Origin of the sequence: Pseudomonas sp. B14(2017), from assembly GCF_002113255.1 — a bacterium.
Lineage (GTDB): Bacteria > Pseudomonadota > Gammaproteobacteria > Pseudomonadales > Pseudomonadaceae > Aquipseudomonas > Aquipseudomonas putida_Z.
This window is the reverse complement of sequence record NZ_NEJY01000003.1, coordinates 1-17,827: the sequence shown is the minus strand read 5'-3', so window position 1 is coordinate 17,827 and position 17,827 is coordinate 1. Positions and strand designations below refer to the sequence as shown.

Genomic DNA, 17,827 nt, shown 5'->3' with positions numbered 1-17,827 from the left:
GCATTCGGAGTCAACGCCACTCGCTATAGGGCTCCAGCGGCGTCACCGGCAGCGCCAGGTTGCCTCGCCACGGCTCGAACAGGTAGCGCAGGTAGAGCATGCCATGGCTAGGCGCATAGTCATCGCTGTGCTGCCAGTCGAAGCCGCCGCCCAACACCCACTGGTCGCTCAGGCGCCGCTCGAACAGCCCGCGCAGGCGGTAGCCCAGCCCGCTGCTGTCGCTGGCGTCGTTCATGGCGTCTATGTTGGAGCCAACGTCATACTGTGCCAGCACCTTGCGGTTGACGTGCGCGTCCGGGTACAGGCGGCTGCGACCGCTGTGGGCCTGGGACCAGCTTACAGAGCCTTCCAGCAGCACCGACCAGTCGTAGTTGCGCCAGGCATAACTGACCGGTACGCCAACCGATGTGTAGCGCTGCGGGCTGTAGTAGCCGCCCTGCCCCAGGCTGTAGCCGCCCAGGTCCTTGTCGTGACGCCAGTGCATCAGCGTAAGGCCCACGCGCACACGCTCATCGGCTTTTTCCACCACGCGGTGGTACCAGCCGGCCATGGCCCGGGTGCGCTGGTTGTCGGCGACGTTTTCGCCATACAGCCAGTGGTGCCCGAGGCTGGCCCAGACGCCGTTGTCACCGCCCTGGTCCCAGCTCAGGCCGAGCGTGGCGCCATTGGCCGTGACCCCACCCCAGCGCACGCCCGTCCGCGGGTCACGTGCCCCGGCAAACGATAACAGCGAGTTGCTCATCGGCCGCCGCGAAGCGGTCAGCGACCAGCCAAGCTGGCCGAGGTCACCGTTGACCGTAGCGCCACCCAACCAGTTGTTGATCGCGTAGCCCTGGGTAGTGCCCAGGTCGAAGGCCCAGCGGCTGCCCTGCCAGCCCAGCGCCAGCACGCTACCGTCCGCCGTTTGCGAACCGCCCTTGCATGCGGGGAGCGACCTCCCGTCAGCGGTGCTGCCAACAAACTGACAGGTGCCGAAATCCGGGGTATAGCGCCCCTGGTCGTTCTGCTCGAACGACCCCGCATCCATGCCGATGCGCTCCACCCGCGCAAAGGCGGTGCCGTCCTGCCAGGGGGTATCGACATGCAGCAAGGTCGACTGGGTACTCAGTTCGGACGTGCCCGGCGTACCGTCGTCCTCGCGCCAACCGTAGTCGTGCATCAACGTCACATGGGTATTGCGCTGGCGATACAGCGCATCGACGTCGCTGCGCAGGCTGCGTGCCAGCCAGTCGTCGTCATCCTGCTCACGGCTGGCCAGCGTCAGTGCGCGGTCATCCCGTGGCGACACGGCAGCACGCTCGAGCAACTGCGCATCGGCCATCGCTGCAGCGTAAAGGTCCAGCGCCCGTTGCGGGTCATCCTGCGCCACCAGGCGGGCAGCGTCGCGCCGCAACAAGGGGTCGGGGCGAGCCTGCTGCGCTGCGATCTGGTCGAGCATTGCGGCCGCCTGGTCGTGTTCGCCCAAGGCGACCCAGACAGCCGCCAGGCGCCGCTGGGCGTTGCTGTCATCGGCAGCCAGTTGCGGTACCTGCACAGCCAGCATGTGCCGGGCCTGTGCCAGGTTGCCTTCGGCCACCGCGCTTTCGATCACGCCAAGGCGCGCCTGGGGTTGCCCAGGCTGCACGGCAAGCACGCGCTGGTAATAACCGCGCGCCTTGCCAGGCTCACCATTGGCCGCCGCCCAGTCAGCCAGCAGCATCAGGTCGTCGGTGCTGCCTTCGCCACGCGCCAGGCTGGCCTCGAGCAGGCGGGTCGCTTCAGCCGTACGGCCTTGCGCCTGCAGCTGCTGCGCCGAGGCCAGGGTCATGCGGCGGCGGATACGCTGCTCCAGTGCATGCATGTCCGCGCTCCAGGCCCCCTGCGGCACCGCGCCCAGGCTGTCCAGGGCCAGCGCATCGCGGTCGCTGGACTCCAGGAACAGACCATGGGCATAGCGGGTAGATGGGTCGCCCGGCTGGCGCTGCACGATGCTGGCGAATGCCGCGTCGGCTTCGGCGGTGCGCCCCAGGTGGCGCAGGCTGCTGGCCAGCTGGTAGACCAGCCAGGGCTCATCGGGGGCCAAGGCCGTGGCCTGGCCCAGCGCCTGGCTGGCCGCCGCCCAGTCCTCACGCTGCATGGCCTGGTCACCTTGCTGGCGCAGGCGTGCGAGTTCCAGGCTGCGGCGCAGGCTGGCGAACTGCGCTTGCTGCCGAGGCGACAGGCTGTCGAGGTACGCCCGCGCCTTGTCGGGCGATTGCGCCTGGTACACACGCACCAGACCGCGCACGGCACTTTCGTTATCCGGTGCCATGCGCCGAACCTGCAGGAATTGCCGCTCGGCGGCGGCTGTATCGCCCTCGGCCAGCGAGACATCCGCCAGGCCCAGCAAGGCGTATTCCTCCTTCGGGCGCTGCTGGCGTGCCTGCTGGTAGAAGGCGCGGGCAGCGCGCAGGTCTTTCGCCTGCAGTGCCCGCTCGCCTTTGCTGAGCAGGGCCCAATACTGGCTGGACGACTCCAGGTCCTTCCACTGGCTGATCCAGTAGGTGTCCTGCTCCTTGGCACTTGCCGCCCGGAACGCCGCATTGGCGTCTTCGTAGCGGCTCTGGCGCATCAGTGCATAGCCCAGTGCGCCCTGCAGGCTGGCATCATCCGGATACTGGCGCAGCGCCCGGCGCAGTTGTGCTTCGGCTTCAGCGTTGCGGCCCTTGTCGAGCAATGCCAAGCCCCGCTGGCCAGCCTGCCAGGACGGGTCGGCCAGCAGTTTGCGCTGGTGTTGCAGGGTCTCGCTGGCCTGCGCCAGCAACGGTGAGGCCGGGTAACGCTGGAGAAACGCTTGCCAGGCCGCCGCGCTGGCGGCGCTCACCGCTTGCCCGGACAGGTAGTCGAACTCACGCTGGGCAGCGGCATCCCGTGCGCCAGGGTCGCGCGACAGCTGGTCGAGCAAGGCCAAGGCTTCGCGGTCGCGATTTTCGGCGAACAGCCAACCGGCCAAGGTCTGGCGCAGCCCGGCACTGCCCGGGTACTGCTGGTCCAGCTGCTGCAGCTGCCTGATCGCTTCAGGGCGCTGGCCCGGGAGGTTGCCGCGCACGCGCCAGTAGTCCAGGGCCAATTCCAGGCTTGGCGGTTCACCAGCGAACAACTGTTCATAGGCCGCCAGCGCCTCTTCATTGCGCCCGGTGACCGCCAGCAGGCGGGCCTGCTGCAATTGCCGCACGCGCTCCGGCTGCTGCAGCTCGAGCAGGCGCCTGGCCTGGCGTGCCTGCAAGCTGCCAGGCGCGATGGCACTGATCCGCGCACTCAACTGCTCGGCCTCGGTGCTGTTCTTTTCGCGCAATGCCAGGCTCAGGGCCGCCAGCAACACATCCGGGTTGCGCGGCTCGAGCAATTGCAGCCGCCCCAGTGCATCGCGCACCAGGTCGTCACGATGCAGCGCCTCGCCGCGACGCACCTGGTCCAGCAGCCATTGGCGCTGTTCGCCGGCATCCTTGGGTTGTGCCGTGGCCTGGCAGGTCACTGCCGCCAGCATCAGCACGCCGATCATTCGCTGCATGGCGCGCTCCAGGCCGGCAACAGGCGGCCGTGCGGGTCAAAACGGTAACGGCCCTGGTCCCAGCCCTGGCCAAACAGCGCCAGCACCTGGCTGTAATAGGCCTTGGCTTCGACTGGCTGTTCGCGCAGGCGCTGACGCTGGGCCGCCAGGCCCGCGACGTGCTCCGGCGATGCTGCCAGCAACGGCAGCAGCGCCGCAGAGAAACCCGCCGGGCCATGGCCACTGGCAACACCGCTGTGCGCATCCACATGCTCTGGCGGCAGCCCCTGGCGCGCGGTCAATGCCGCCATCGGGGCGTAGTGGGCCACCAGCTCGGCACGCCCTGCCGCGTCCTTGGCCAGCATGCCAACCCACAGGTAGACGCGGATGGCATCGTAGTCACCCTCACTGCCATGTTGCGGGTCCGCTGCCAGTTCACCGGCTGGCGTCCACAGCAGCCAGTCCGGGGCAAAGCCCTTTGGCGACGAAGCCAGCCACAAACGCCGCGTGTTGGCCGCCAGCTCGCCCCACAACGGGTCGACCAGGCTGAAGCGATCGAACAACTGCAGCGGCAAATAGCTGGGGTTCAAGCGGGCGCCACGAGCATCCTCGAAGCCGTAGTCCCCCGGCAGCAGCATCACCCCCAGGCCCGGCAGCTTGCGCACGGTCTGCGCGGCGATACGCCACAGCAGGCGCTGGCCCAACTGCGTATAGGCCGGCTCGTCCCACAGCCGCCCGGCTTCCAGCAGGCTGTAGGCAATCCACAGGTCGGCATCGCTGGCGTTGTTGGCATCCAGCACCTGCCACTGCTGCTGGCCGTTACGGCCCCACAGCCAGGCGGGCAGATGCCGGGCCAGGTCGCCCTCCGCCAGGTTGTTGCCGGTCCAGCGCAGCAACTGCGCGAAGGCTTGCCGGTCATTGCCCACCAGGGCGAAGAACAGCGCATAGCTCTGCCCTTCCGAGGTGGTGATCAGGCGCTCGTCGCTCGGGTCGATGACCCGACCGTCGACACTCACCAGTTCGGCCTTGAAGCGGTCCCAGGCCGGCCATTTGCAAGCCGGTGCGGCACTCGTGACGACGGGCAGGCCCAAGGCGACCAGCCCCACCAGCAACTGACGCATCATCACCCCGCCTCACCCAGGCGGCGCTTGCCTGCCCAGCGCAGTGCCCGCCACAACAGGAAGGCAAACAGCACCACGCAAATGGCCGCGATCGCCGCCAGCAGCACCGGGTGTTCGGACAGGTGGAACCACAGCAGCAGCCACCACGGCAGCGCGCCAACAAAGTAGTGCTCGCCGACGAACTGGCTGGTGACGCCGCTGCTGCGCACCAGCGTCACCGAGCCGGCCACCGCATCGAGCTTGCCCACATCGCCGAGCACGTCGCGCAGCAACGCTTGGTCGCTATCGCTGTTGGCCAGCAGGGCGACGACACTGCGCTGCTCGTGGAATGGCGACTTCAGCCCGGTGATGGCCGCAATCGGCGCCTGCGCGCTGACTGCCACTCGGCTGCTCGCGGCCACCGGTGCGGTATCGAAGCGCTGGCTGCCCGGCAGCCCTGTGCTACGGCCCTGCAGCAGCCAGTCCCGCTGAGCACTGAGCAGCAGGCCAAGGTTGGGCGCATCCACCAGGGCCTCAGGCAGGCTGCCGAGCAGCAGCAAGTCGGCATCGGCCGCTGCGGCCTGCTTCCAGTCATCGACCAGCCGCAGGCCAAGCGCCGGGTAGCCGATCTGCCCGGCCAACCCGCCGACCGCATCGAGCAAGGTGCCCACCTGCATCGCCGTGGGCTTGGCCGGCATGACGACCAGCGTTTCGGAAAGGTCGGCCATGCGGCTGAACGGGAAGCCGCTGCGGGCGAATGCACGCAGGTCGGGCATGGCGATGTAGTGGTGGTAACCGGACAGGTCGATGGTCGAGTTGTCGTCGATCGCCGCGCGCACATCCACCGGCAACGAGGTCTGGCAGCGGTCGCGCTGGGCGCTGCCCAGGGTGCTGGCAAAGCTGAAATCGAAGCGCAGGCGGTTGCGGTCGCCGATCTTCAACGCCGGTACCAGCGACTTCTCGGTCAATGCGCTGTTGTCACCGGACAGCACCGCCAGGCGCATTTCCTCGAGCGTACCGCCGCGTCGGTCATTGCCCACCAGCGGCATGCTGGTGATGTACTGGTCGTTGACGCTGATGCTCAGGCGCGATTCGTCGCTCACTGCCGGGGCCGTGTAGCGGTACAGCGTACGCAGCGGAATGCCCTGGTTGCGCCAGACGAACAAGTCCGGCGGCAGGTTCAGCTCAAGCGTCACCGGCCGCGGTTGCAGGCCACTGACCTGCAGCTGCTCGGGGTAATCGAGCAGCTCGGCGAAGCGTACCGGGCGGTCGGTGCGTGTCCAGTTCGGCGCATCGTAAGGCTGGCGCGGCTGCAGTGCCGTCATCTGCTCGACCTTCACCCGGGCACCGCGGAACAGGTTGTTGCCAACCGCCAGCGCCGAGGCGGCCTTGACCAGGTCATCGTCGTTGCGGCCCAGTACCAGCAGCACCTTGCTGAAGCGGTCGTCCGGGTGGTCGATCATCTGCAGTACCGGGCCGTCGACCGGCGGGAATTGCTGCAGGTCGGCAAGGAAGGCCGGGCGACGGTCGTTGCTGGCAAACACGATACTCGGCGTGGGTTTGTCGCCACGGGCCGGCAGGCTGTCGTACAGCACCGGGAAAGTCGCCTTGCGCCAACCGGCCTGGCTGCCGAAGTAGGACGCCAGGATCGCCGCCGCACGCTGCTCGCCCAGGCTCGGCACGCCGCTGAACACCACCGGCAGCGTTACCTTGCCGGTGTCGCGCACATCAAAGAACGGCAGCGGGAAGTACGCCAGGTCGTTGTCCAGGGCCAGGGCCTGTTCGTGCAGCTGCACCTGGCTCTTGCGGTTCAGGTTCAGCCACAGGCCGCTGTGCGCAGGGTCTTCGCAGATGTCGGTGTAATGCCCGACGAACTCCAGGCGTACCCGGTTGAAATCGCTGAGCAGCTTCGGGTCCAGCGGCAGCTGACGGCGCACGCGCTGGCCAAGCTGGTCCTTTTCCACCGGCACCACGCCCATCAGTTCGTCATTCAGATACACGCGCAGGTGCGACAGGTTCGGCAACAGTGCGGGCGATGGCGTGTAGTCCAGCTGCAGGCTGGCGTCGGTGGCCAGGCGGTCGCGCCGCAGGCCGAATTCGATATGCTCGCTGTTGCGCACCCCCAGCAGCAGGCTGTCGGAGGCATGCCCGAGCTGCTCGAAGGTTTTCGCAACCGCCCAGTTCGGTACCGTGGGTACGGCTGGCTCGGCAAGCGGGGCGACAGAGGCGGCAGCGGCGCTTTGCGACAAGGCAGCAAGCAGCGCCATCGCCAGGCCCCAGGTACGCGCGGGATAACCAGTCATCATGCGTCTCGATCAACAGGGTTCAAGGAAGGGACAGGCTGCGGTGTGCGGGGCCTGTAGCTGGCCAGCCAGTTCGCCAGCGTGTGCAGTGGGCGCAGCCACGCCCGCACCCATGGCGGCAAGTGTTCGACCAGCCGCAGGTAACCGACACCGCCCAGCTTCAGCACATCGACCAGGCTGCGCAGCGGGCGATCGACCTCGTGCTGCTCGCTCCAGCCAAGCCAGGCATCGGCGCGGGCAAAGGTGCAGTGGACCAGGTCGATACGCTGTTGCTGGCCGAGGTCATGGAACACCAGGCCCACGTGTTGCCCGACGGTACGGGTGACACAGGCCTGGAAGGCGAACTCGCGCTGGCCGCGGTTGAGCAGCAGGCGCACCCGCTCCCCCGCTTGCAACTCGAGGCCCCGGTGCAATTGCAGGCCGACACCGCCGTCGGAATAGTCGACCAGGGTACAGGGGTAGGCGTGACCGCTGGCCAGCACCAGCCCCGCCGGCAAGCGCATCTGCACCCGGTGGGCGCGGCGCACCTGGCGCACTTCGGCAGCCACTGCGACGGCGGCGCCGATGATCAGCAGGTTGTAGATCACCCACAGCGAGCTGACGATCACCGTGCCGATTTCCGCCGCCGGGCCGGTGAACAGGCGCCACACGGCGAAGCCCAGGCCGGCCACGTTGAGCGCCGCCAGCCACAGGTAGGGTTGGGCGATGCGCCAGTCGAACTGCTCCTGCTCCATCAGGCCGCCCTTGGCGGTGACGTTGAACTTGCCCTTCTTCGGCGCGAACAGCGCGACCGTGGTCGGGCGGGCGATGTACCAGGCCAGCACGGTCTCGTAGACCTCGCCCCAGAAGGTCTGCCGGTACTTGCCCTGCATGCGCGAGTTGGTCAGGCTGGCGTGGATCATGTGCGGCAGCACGTACAGCAGGATCATCAGCGCCGGTGCGTAGATGATGTAGGCATGCAGCAACAGGAACGCCAGCGGCGCGGTCAGGAACACCAGCCGTGGCAGGCCGGCCAGGAAGTGCAGCATGGCGTTGGCATAGCACACCCGCTGGAACAGGCTCAGCCCACGGCCGAACAGCGGGTTGTCGGTACGGAAAATCTGCACCATGCCCCTGGCCCAGCGAATGCGCTGGCCGATGTGCGCCGACAGGCTCTCGGTGGCCAGGCCGGCCGCCTGCGGAATGCTCAGGTAGGCCGATGACCAACCCTGGCGGTGCATGCGCAAGGCGGTATGGGCATCTTCGGTCACGGTTTCGACGGCGAAACCGCCGATGCTCTCCAGCGCGGTACGGCGCAGCACGGCACACGAGCCGCAGAAGAACGCCGCGTTCCACATGTCATTGCCATCCTGGATCAGGCCGTAGAACAGCTCGCCTTCATTGGGGCGACGGCGGAACGAGCCCAGGTTGCGCTCGAACGGGTCGGGCGAGAAGAAATGGTGTGGCGTCTGCACCAGCGCCAGCTTCGGGTCCTTGAGGAACCAGCCCACTGTCATTTGCAGGAAGGAGCGCACCGGCACGTGGTCGCAGTCGAAAATGGCGATCAGCTCGCTGTCGGTCACGCCCAGCGCATGGTTGAGGTTGCCGGCCTTGGCGTGCTTGTTGTCCGGCCGCACGATGTAGCCCACCCCCACTTCGTCGGCGAACGCACGGAACGCCTCGCGCCGGCCGTCGTCGAGGATATAGATGCGCAGGCACTCGCGCGGCCAGTCCAGGCCCAGGGCGGCCAGCACCGTGGTGCGCACCACCGACAAGTCTTCGTTGTAGGTGGGGATCATCAGGTCGACGGTCGGCCAGTGCGCCGGGTTTGCCGGCAGGTTCGCCGGCTTGCGCTGCAACGGCCAGCTGGTCTGGATGTAGCCCAGGATCAGCACGAACCACGAATAGGTTTCTGCCGCCAGCAGGATCACCCCGCACACCAGGCCGGTGGTGTCGTTCCAGTTCAGGGTCGAGGTGTAGCGCCACCACAGGTAGCGGCAGGAGATGAGCGTCGACAGCACGATCAGCATCAGGGTCGGGAAGCGGCCCGGCATGTGCCGCACCAGCAGGGCAATGCCCAGCAGCAGGCAGATGAACACCAGCTGCGCCAGGTAGCCGAACGGTTCGGTCACGCACAGCACGGCCAGGCCGATGGCGCCCAGGGTCAGCACGCTGTAGAAAACCCACCGGGCGAACACGCTCAAGCCGCGCAGGCGTGCCGAGGCTTGCTGCTTGAAAGCGCTGGCGCGGTAGCGCGCAGGCAGCTGCTGCAGGCGGTCGATCAGCAGGCCATGGTAACGGCGCAGCACCTGGCGCATACCGCGCAGCTGCGCACGCAGTGCCCCCCAGGCACGCCGGGCAAACCCCGGTTCGCGAGGCAGCGGTTGGCGCCGGACCAGCAGCCACAGGCTCTGGATCAGCAGGCGCAGCGGGTCGCCCAGGCTTGGGCGCTTGCCCGCCAGTTGCGGGTACAGCCGCTGCCGCTCGGCCAACAGGGCTTGCCAGGCAGGTGACTCCAGGCGCAGGAACAGGAAGGCCAGCCACACGCCAAGGGTAAACAGCCAGGCGACCGGCTGCCGCGCGCCACGTGTGCGGAACCAGGCGTAGGCCGACAGAGGGGTCAGGGTCACGACTGGCGCCTCGTCAGGCAGCGCACCGCCAAGCTCTGCACGTCCCGGCAAGCCAGGCTCTGCGGCGCGTAGTGGCCAAGCGGTGCCTTGCACGCCAGGGCCTCGAGGAAAGCCTCGTCGCGGTGCACCACCTGGATCGGCAGGCGATCACGGAACAGGTCGCGCCACACCATCAGCAGGTCGCTCTGCAAGCGGCTGGCGGGGTCGTAGCGGTTGACCAGCAACAGGTCGTAGTGCTCGACCTGCCGGCGCCCGAGCAGCAGGTGGCTGGCCATTTCGGCCTCGGCCACCAATACCCGCACGTCAGTCTCGACGCTTTGGCCAGCGGCATCGGCCGGCAGTTGCGGCAGATCGAACAGCAACCAGTCGAAGTGTTCGGCAAGCTCGGCCTGGCGCGCGCGCCAGGCTTCAGCATCGGGCAACGGCGGCCGCGTGCTGGTAGGCAGATTGCCGAACGGCATCAGGCACAGGCCATCGAGCACCTCGTACATGGCATCGCTGTATGGCCGCCCTTCCCGCTCGGCAAGCGCCCAGCCCTCGCGCGTGTCGAGGGGCAGGTTGAAGTGCAGGCCGAGCAGGTTGCTTGGGCACAGGTCGACCAGCAGCACCCGCTCACCTACGCCCTGCAACGCATGCCCCAGCGCGGCCAGCAAGGCACTGCGCCCCAGGCCACCGCGAACGCCGTGCAACGCCAGGCTGGTCATGGCGACAGCACCTGGCGCCGCGGCGCCGCCGTGTACAAGGTGCCCTGGGCGCTGCTCCGGCAGCTTTCACCCAGCAGTGGCCAGCGCTGCAAGGCCTGCTGGACACCCACCAGCAACGAGATGTCCTGGTAGTTCAGGTTCGGCATGTCCAGGTGCTGGCGCAACTGGGCGATATCGTCGCTGCGGTCGGCAGGGTCTGCCTTGCCAGTGATCATGGGCGCTCCTTCGGGACAGGCTGCCAGTCGGGCTGGCCTTGCAGGCGCATGTAGGCGCGCCCCTGGTAGTTCAGTACTTGTGCACCTGCGGTTTCCGCGACCTGTTCGGTGGTCGGCAGGTCGCTCAGCAGGCTGGGCACATCCAGCACCTGCTGCTGGCCCAGGCCCGCATACACGCGCGAGATCAGCTCGGACAGCGCCAGGTAGCTGGTGGGTGCCGAGACGTGCAGCGGCTCGCTGCGGGCAGGCTGGCCCATGCCGATGAACTTCAGGCCCACCGGCACATGGGTAATCGAAGGAGTGGGAATTTCACGCATGCCCGACAGCTGCATGCGGTCGCCATGCAGCGCGGCGCCATGTTCCGGGACAATGGCCACGACCACGCGGCGGCCGCTGCGCTCCAGTTCATCGAGGAAGCTGCCAAGCTCACCGAACAGCCGGGTGGCGCGGGTGGCGTAATCGGCCACACGGGTACCGCCGTCGGCGGTGACGATACGGTTGCCGTCATGCAGGCTGATGCTGTTGTAGAACAGCGACACATGCTCGGCCGGCGCGCCTTTGCGCTGCCCCCACCAGCGGCGCAACACCTCCAGGTCGCTGGCGATCGGCGAGCCGTCGAAGCCGACCAGTGCCCGCGGGAAGTCGGTGTTGCGCAGGCCGGGTTGAGGCATGTGCTGCTGGGTGATATCGCCGATGAAGTTGTCGAAGCGGCCGCTGTGGTTGAGCAAGGTGTTGCTCTGGAAGCCGAGCCTGGCCAGGTTCTGGAACAACAGGCACTGCTCCGGGGCCGACTGATACAGCCCGGCGTGGGACGACTGCCCGCAGCTGGCACGCAGCACGCGGATGGCGGCCGGCCCGCTGTAGGACGTGGCCGAGTTGAACTGGTCGAAGATCACGTCCAGGCGCGAGAACAGCGGGTTGTCACGCAGCCCGACAGCGGAAAGGTCATCCCAGGCCAGCGAGCAGATGTTGATCACCAGCAGGTCGAACGGCTGCTCATCGGCCTTCATGGCCGGGAATGCTGTCACCCGTTCACGCTCACTGGCGAAGAACCGCTCGAGCCAGCTGTCGAGCGTGGCATTGTCGGCAACCGCGGTGGCCTGCGCCTGCTCGGTGGGGCTGGCAGCCGCGGCGCCAGGCGCCTGGCCCGCATTGAACCCCAGCGCTGGCAGGCCGCCGACCGCCAGCCACGCCAGCCCCAGCAGGCTCAAGGTACTCAGCCGCAGCCAATGGCGCAGGTACAGGTAACCCACCAGCAATAGCGCCAGCGCGCCCAGCAGGTTCCAGTTGATGAAGCGTCCGAGCAGTTCGAGCATGTAGTCCCACGAGAAATCGAACACCCCCGGCTGCGCCAGCAGGCGGCTGAAGGGCGGCAGCCAGGTGTCCTGGTAGAACAACGCGATGCCGACCGGTACGGCCACCAGCTGCCGCGCGATTCGCAGCCACCTGCCTGGCAACGGCAGCAGCAGAAACGCAGCGAACAGCAGGTTCGGCAGCGCCTGGAAGTCGAGCATGCCAAGGGCGACCAGCAGGAACTTGGCCAGGAAATAAAGGTTCCACCCTCCCAGTCCAGGCCAGCGGGCCGGTACCGGGAGGGTGGCGGATGTATTAGTCATTACGGGGTTCCTGGCGTGCAGCGCGGTGGCGTATGCCCAGCGGTTTCAGGTAACGAGGTGGAAGGCGGCGGCGCAACCAGCCGCGGAGCGTGGCGCGCAGGCGCAACAGCAGCAGGGCCAGCGCCAAGGTGACCAGCGCCGTGATGCCAACCACTTGCAGCAGTTGCACGAAGTTCATGCCGTACCCCGCTTGCCCAGGGCCACCCGGCGCGGCGCCAGGGCCGGCCTTGCCTGGGCGGGCAGCTGCGCCGCCGCGTCGAGCCGGGGTGGCTGTGGCACGCTGTCGTCGAGGAAGGCCGGGGTGGCCAGGCTGTCGACACCGGCAAGCACCTCCTGGCTGATGAACAACTCTTTCCACGACAACTGGAAGATGTGGTCAAGGGCTTGCTCGACGCCTTCGGAGCGGCAGGCGAACAGGAACAGGAACAGCACATCGCCCACCACGCAGGCGATGTCGCCGTCGCGGCGGAACACCGTGCGCGAACAGGCTTGCAGCGGGGTCAGGCCAGGGGCCGGGCGCAACACCAGCAACTGGTGGGCGATTTCGCCGTTGCGCACCCCGTGCCACATGGTCTGCACCGCTTCGGCGAACGCGCGCGGCGCCACCAGCCCGCAGATGGCCAGCGGCCGCAGGCGTGCGAGCAAGGCATCGAAATCGCTTGGCAAGCGCCGGCGCCAGAGGTAACCCTGGATGCTCTCGACCATGGTCAGGAAGCGCGACAGGCTGGCACCGAACGGCACGATCTGGCTGGCCCCGCAGGCCAGCAGCAGTTGTTCATCCTGGTAGCGCAGGGTTGGTGCCATCTCGCGCACCACCAGCTTCAGGGCACTGCCACGCAACTGGCGCAAGCGGTGCAACTGGCGCGCCAGGCTATCCAGGCGCTGCCCGCCGTCCATGGCAAAGATGACCGTGGCGGAAACCGCCCTGCCAGCTTTGGCACCCAGTTCCTCGAGGCTCTCGCAGACCTGCCAGTGCTCGGAGAAGGCTGGCGCACCTTCCAGTACCGGGCGCTGAGCCAGGCACAACAGCTCGTCGCCACCGGTGTCGCTGGGGGCCTGCGGCGCCCCGGCGGCGGCGAAGCCTGCTTCAAGCCGCGCCAGTTCCACATCGCGCGTACCGGTCTTGCCGAGCGGGTTGCTCCAGAAATGCTGCAGGTAGCGCACCCCGCCTTTGCCGCGGTACACCTGGGCCAGGCCATCGACGCCCTGGTTGAACGCACGTAGGCGCTCTACCAGCCCGGCACTCTGGCCGCTGCTGATGACCAGCAATAGCGTGGCCTCGGCCAACAGGACCGGGCGCAGCGCGTTGCACCAGCTTTCGACGTTGCCGGCGCCCCAGACGTCGGCGGGTGCCAGCAGCACCAGCACACGCCCGGCGGCGTCGATACGCGGCAGGTCATCGACCAGGTGCCGGGCGGCTTGCAGGTCGGCTTCGTACAGCGCCAGTTCGCCGGGGCCCTGCGCGGCATCGAGCGCCCCCAGCACATCACCGATGGCTTGCGCATCGGCGACCAGGGCTGCGCGAACGCGCTCGGGCAGCCCCCCGACCACCTGGCGGCATAGCAAGGTGGCGTCTTCTGCGTTGTCACAGGCCAACCAATACAGTCCTTGTACATGAAGCTGGCTGCTTTCGGCGCCTAAGCCGGAAATAGCCAACCACGGCATTCCATTCGTCAAAACACTGGCTCTGAAAAGTAGATTGAAACGGCTATGAGAGATGGCTGCGGGCACATGCGCCGCTGAGGCTCGATGAATAGCGTCAAAAAAACAACAAAATTACTGACAAACAACCGAACCCGTCAATTCTACAGCAGGGAGGCAAAATGAAATCAAGCAGAAATGTAATGAATTGCAAAAAATTGTTAGCAGCAGGTGCAGGTCTGGAAATGTTTGGTGCCTGTGAGATCGAGCGCCGCCCGCGCGGCGCTTCGCATCACAAGGCTGCCTCAGGTACAACGTGAGCCTGAAGCCTGCGGAGTACCTGTGGGAGCGGGCATGCCCGCGAAGCAGGCGACGCGGTGGATGGCACCGGCTGCGCCGGTGTTCGCGGCCACGGCCGCTCCCACAGGTACAGCGCGAGCCCGAAGCCTGCGCCGGACCTGTGGGAGCGGGTTCACCCGCGAAGCAGGCGACGCGGTGGATGGCACCGGCTGCGCCGATGTTCGCGGCCACGGCCGCTCCTACAGGTACAGCGCGAGCCCGAAGCCTGCGCCGTACCTGTGGGAGCGGGCATGCCCGCGAAGCAGGCGACGCGGTGCTCGATCTCACAGGCACCATGAGATTTGGTTATCAAAGCGCCCCACTAAAAATTGATTTCGCTGTCATGACCTGCTCTCTAGACTGAATAAAGGCAACGATAAAACTCAACGTTTTCAGCGCATGTTCAACCGCCCCGGTAGTTCATTCGCTGGCGTGCTCGTGCGCGTCGTGGATAAGGCTTGTTGCAAAGCGTTGTTGTTTAAGGAGTACATATAAAAATGCACAATCACACCGCTGGATTAGACTTGATCAAACAACGCAAGCCGCAACACGGTTTGCCGGGCGCCGCCTATATGGACCCGGTGCTCTATCAGCAGGACCTCGAGCACATCTGGTACAAGGAATGGATCTTCGCCGGCCACACTTTCGAAATGGAAAAGCCGGGCGAATACCTGACGCTGCAAATCGGTGAATACCCGGTTGTCGTAGTGCGCGGCAAGGACGGTGTAATACGTGCCTTCCATAACGCCTGCCGCCACCGGGGCTCCAAAGTCTGTACCGAAGCCAAGGGCAAAGTGGCCAAGCTGGTATGCCCGTACCATAAATGGACATTCGAACTGGACGGCAAGTTGCTGTATGCCGGCAACATGGGTACCGACTTCGACCCGTCCGAGCATGAGCTTGCTCCTGTGCACTGCGAGATCGTGCACAGTTACATCTATGTTTGCGTCGCCAGGCAGGCACCAGACTTCGAGAAGTTCCGCAGTGCCGTTTCACCGTTCATTGGCCCTCACTACCTTGAAGACTGCAAGGTCGCGTTCGAATCCCACCTGGTGGAAAAGGGCAACTGGAAGCTGGTCTTCGAAAACAACCGCGAGTGTTATCACTGCGACGGCACCCACCCCGAACTGCTGTGCAGCTATACGGAGCTGGCCTCCGTACGCGGCGACGGCAATGCAGAAGACCCGGTATTTGCCGAGTACTGCAATACGCTCGAGGCAGCCGGCCTCGCCAGCCGCCTGGTCATGGACCCCAATGGCCAGTTCCGCATGACCCGCATCCCGCTCAACCCAGGTGCCAGCAGCTACACCATGGACGGCAAGCCGGCCGTGGCCCGGCGCCTGGACCGCAGTGGCGTGGAGAATATTGGCGCCCTGCTCTACTTCAACTACCCCTCTACCTGGAACCACTTCCTCGGCGACCACGCCTTGAGTTTCCGCGTGCTGCCGGTAGGCCCAGGTGAAACCGTCGTCACCACCAAATGGCTGGTGCCGAAGGACGCACAGGAAGGTGTCGACTACGACATTGACCGGTTGACCAAGGTCTGGATGGCGACCAACGACCAGGACCGGCGGTTGGTCGAAGGTACCCAGGTGGGCGTGACCTCCCCCGCCTACATCCCCGGCCCGTTCTCTTCGATCATCGAAAGTGGCGTGTGCCAGTTCGTCGACTGGTACTGCGACCTGATGACCAGGCGGCTGACCGAAGCGGCGTCGAACAGGATCCTCTGACGCCCACGGCGGAGGGTGCTGCCCTCCGCCGGCCCCAGCCGGTCTACCGGATCGACGGTAGCTTCCTGGCGCATCCCCTCGGCACTGGCCGCCAACCATTTCAGAAGTTGGCTACGAAATTTGACGCCGTAATGGCGCAACGGCCGTTGCCCACACTTCGCCCCCACTTTTCAACTTGACCCGCTGTATGGGAGCCAAGCCTTTTCCCCGGGCAAGACAGAAACAAGACCACAACATCTGTCGCGTGCAACCCGGGCACCCCGAACATTGCAACTGCCATGAATTTCAAAGGAGACAAGAATGATAAGTCCTGTACTCACGGTTGAAGATGTACCCCTCAACAAGTTTCACAAGTCGCTGACTGTCCGTTCAGGCGGTGGCGGTTTTGCCGACGGTTATGTGCTGTGCGTGATTGGCGTCGCCCTGGCGCATATATCGGCGACGTTGCAGTTGAGTACGTTCTGGGAAGGCCTGATCGCCGCTGCGTCCCTGATTGGCGTGTTCTTCGGTGGGTTTCTCGGTGGCTGGCTTACCAACCACCTGGGCCGGCGCAAGGTGTATTTCATCGGTCCGCTGCTGTTCATCGGTGCCTCGCTCGCCCACTTGTGGGTCGATACGGCAATGGGCATGTTCCTGCTACGGTTGCTGATCGGCATTGGCGTAGGCATCGAGTACCCGGTGGCCACGTCCATGCTCGTCGAATTCATGCCGCGCAAGTACCGCGGCTCACGCCTGGCCATGCTGACCCTGTTATGGTTCGCCGGGGCTGCGTCGGCCTACCTGTTCGGGGAATTGCTGCTGCGCACCCTGGGTACCGACGCCTGGCCGTTGGTGCTGGCCAGCTCCGCGCTGGTGGGGGTGTTCCTGTTCGTGGTGCGCCTGGGCACCCCGGAATCACCCCGCTGGCTGCTGAGCAAAGGCCGCGATGCCGAAGCCGAGGCCGTGATCAAGGCGGTGTATGGCAGCGATTTCGGCCTGCACAACCTGCCCGAGGAGCAAAACACCCGCAGCCTGACCTTCGCCAACCTGCTGCACTCGGGCTACGGCAAGCGGATGCTGTTCATCGTCAGCTTCTGGACATGCTCCATCATTCCGGTCTTTGCGGTGTACTCGTTCGCCCCCAAGGTACTCGGCGCACTCAACCTGAAAGGTGATATCGCCTCCCTGGGCTCGGCACTGATCACCCTGTTCTTCGTCTTCGGCTGCATGATAGCCACGCGCATCATCAACCTGATCGACCGTCGCACCATGCTCAACTGCAGCTTCCTGCTCTCAGGCCTGGCCCTGCTGTGCCTGGGCATTTTCCATGCGAGCCCAGGCCTGGTCATTCTCATGCTGTTTGCCGCCTACGCGCTGTTCATCGGCGGCGCCCAGGTACTGGTGCTGGTCTACCCCAACGAAATCTTCCCGACCGAAATCCGTACTTTCGCCGTGGGCGTCGGTACCTCCGTGTCACGCATCGGTGCGGCAGTCGGCACCTACCTGGTGCCCCTGTCGCTGGATTCGCTGGGGATCGCGCAAACCATGTACATCGCCGCACTGGTCTCGTTCGTCGGCCTGTTCATGTCCTGGGCCCTGGCACCGGAAACACGCTCGCTGAACTTGCAGCAGGCGGCATCGCTGGGCTGATCTGAAACAACACTGTCAAAGGGAACACACAATGGCTGATTTGCTGAGCAAGCAACAATACGCGGCCCTCGCCGCCGAACTGCAACTGCGTACCCAAGCGTTCATCGACGGTGAGTTCCGCGATGCCATCTCGGGCAACACCTTCGTCACCACCAACCCGGCCACCGGCAAGCAGCTGGCCGAAGTCGCCGCCTGCGACGTCAACGACGTGAACGTGGCCGTGGCCGCCGCCAAGCGCGTGTTCGAGCAGGGCACCTGGTCGAAGATGCAGCCGAACGACCGCAAGCACGTGCTGCTGAAGTTCGCCCAGCTGCTGGAAGACAACGCCCACGAACTGGCCGTGCTGGAAGCGCTGGACAGCGGCAAGCCGGTCAGCGAGTGCCAGAACGTCGACGTGCCGGAAACCATCCACACCATCCGCTGGCACGCCGAG

General features: G+C 66.0%; 12 protein-coding genes. 3 read left to right on the top strand and 9 right to left on the bottom strand.

The genetic code is table 11. The features are described 5' to 3' along the window. Positions 1–10 precede the first annotated feature (10 nt). Genes bcsC through CAG34_RS03450 form a run of 9 tightly spaced genes read right to left on the bottom strand, consistent with a single transcriptional unit; the run spans position 11 to position 13,720 of the window. A complete protein-coding gene (gene bcsC / locus CAG34_RS03490; RefSeq protein WP_085588010.1) occupies positions 11–3,529 on the bottom strand; it encodes a cellulose synthase complex outer membrane protein BcsC in 3,519 nt (1,172 codons plus the stop codon). After that, entirely contained in the window at positions 3,517–4,632 is a 1,116-nt protein-coding gene (gene bcsZ, locus CAG34_RS03485; RefSeq protein WP_085588009.1) for a cellulose synthase complex periplasmic endoglucanase BcsZ, read from the bottom strand. Before bcsZ ends, bcsC begins: the two co-directional genes overlap by 13 nt. Next, on the bottom strand, positions 4,632–6,911 hold the full coding sequence (gene bcsB, locus CAG34_RS03480) for a cellulose biosynthesis cyclic di-GMP-binding regulatory protein BcsB (protein ID WP_371858032.1): 2,280 nt from the start codon (positions 6,909–6,911) through the stop codon (positions 4,632–4,634). Before bcsB ends, bcsZ begins: the two co-directional genes overlap by 1 nt. Further along, on the bottom strand, positions 6,911–9,520 hold the full coding sequence (gene bcsA / locus CAG34_RS03475; RefSeq protein ID WP_085588005.1) for a UDP-forming cellulose synthase catalytic subunit: 2,610 nt from the start codon (positions 9,518–9,520) through the stop codon (positions 6,911–6,913). Before bcsA ends, bcsB begins: the two co-directional genes overlap by 1 nt. Beyond that, positions 9,517–10,224: a cellulose biosynthesis protein BcsQ gene (bcsQ, locus tag CAG34_RS03470; RefSeq protein ID WP_085588003.1), complete on the bottom strand. Its 708-nt coding sequence runs from the start codon at positions 10,222–10,224 to the stop codon at positions 9,517–9,519. The genes bcsA and bcsQ overlap by 4 nt, the downstream gene beginning before the upstream one ends. After that, positions 10,221–10,439, bottom strand: a complete 219-nt coding sequence (bcsR, locus tag CAG34_RS03465; protein WP_085588001.1) for a cellulose biosynthesis protein BcsR — start codon at positions 10,437–10,439, stop codon at positions 10,221–10,223. Before bcsR ends, bcsQ begins: the two co-directional genes overlap by 4 nt. Then, positions 10,436–12,055 (bottom strand): cellulose biosynthesis protein BcsG, encoded by a 1,620-nt coding sequence (gene bcsG, locus CAG34_RS03460; protein ID WP_085587999.1) that lies wholly within the window; start codon positions 12,053–12,055, stop codon positions 10,436–10,438. Before bcsG ends, bcsR begins: the two co-directional genes overlap by 4 nt. Then, positions 12,048–12,233, bottom strand: coding sequence for a cellulose biosynthesis protein BcsF (gene bcsF, locus CAG34_RS03455; RefSeq protein ID WP_085587997.1), 186 nt, complete (start codon positions 12,231–12,233; stop codon positions 12,048–12,050). Before bcsF ends, bcsG begins: the two co-directional genes overlap by 8 nt. After that, a complete protein-coding gene (locus tag CAG34_RS03450; RefSeq protein ID WP_085587995.1) occupies positions 12,230–13,720 on the bottom strand; it encodes a BcsE family c-di-GMP-binding protein in 1,491 nt (496 codons plus the stop codon). Before CAG34_RS03450 ends, bcsF begins: the two co-directional genes overlap by 4 nt. Before the next feature lie 812 nt (positions 13,721–14,532). On the opposite strand from CAG34_RS03450, the gene CAG34_RS03440 reads away from it, so the two are divergent. The 3 genes from CAG34_RS03440 to CAG34_RS03430 all read left to right on the top strand — a co-directional run. After that, positions 14,533–15,765 carry an SRPBCC family protein gene (locus CAG34_RS03440; protein ID WP_085587991.1) on the top strand — a complete coding sequence of 411 codons (1,233 nt, stop codon included), beginning with the start codon at positions 14,533–14,535 and terminating at the stop codon, positions 15,763–15,765. 300 nt (positions 15,766–16,065) lie between these two features. Continuing rightward, complete coding sequence (locus CAG34_RS03435) at positions 16,066–17,394, top strand: MFS transporter (protein ID WP_085587988.1); 1,329 nt, start codon at positions 16,066–16,068, stop codon at positions 17,392–17,394. Between the two features lie 31 nt (positions 17,395–17,425). After that, the coding region (locus tag CAG34_RS03430) for an aldehyde dehydrogenase family protein (protein WP_143516390.1) at positions 17,426–17,827 on the top strand (402 nt) is incomplete at its 3' end.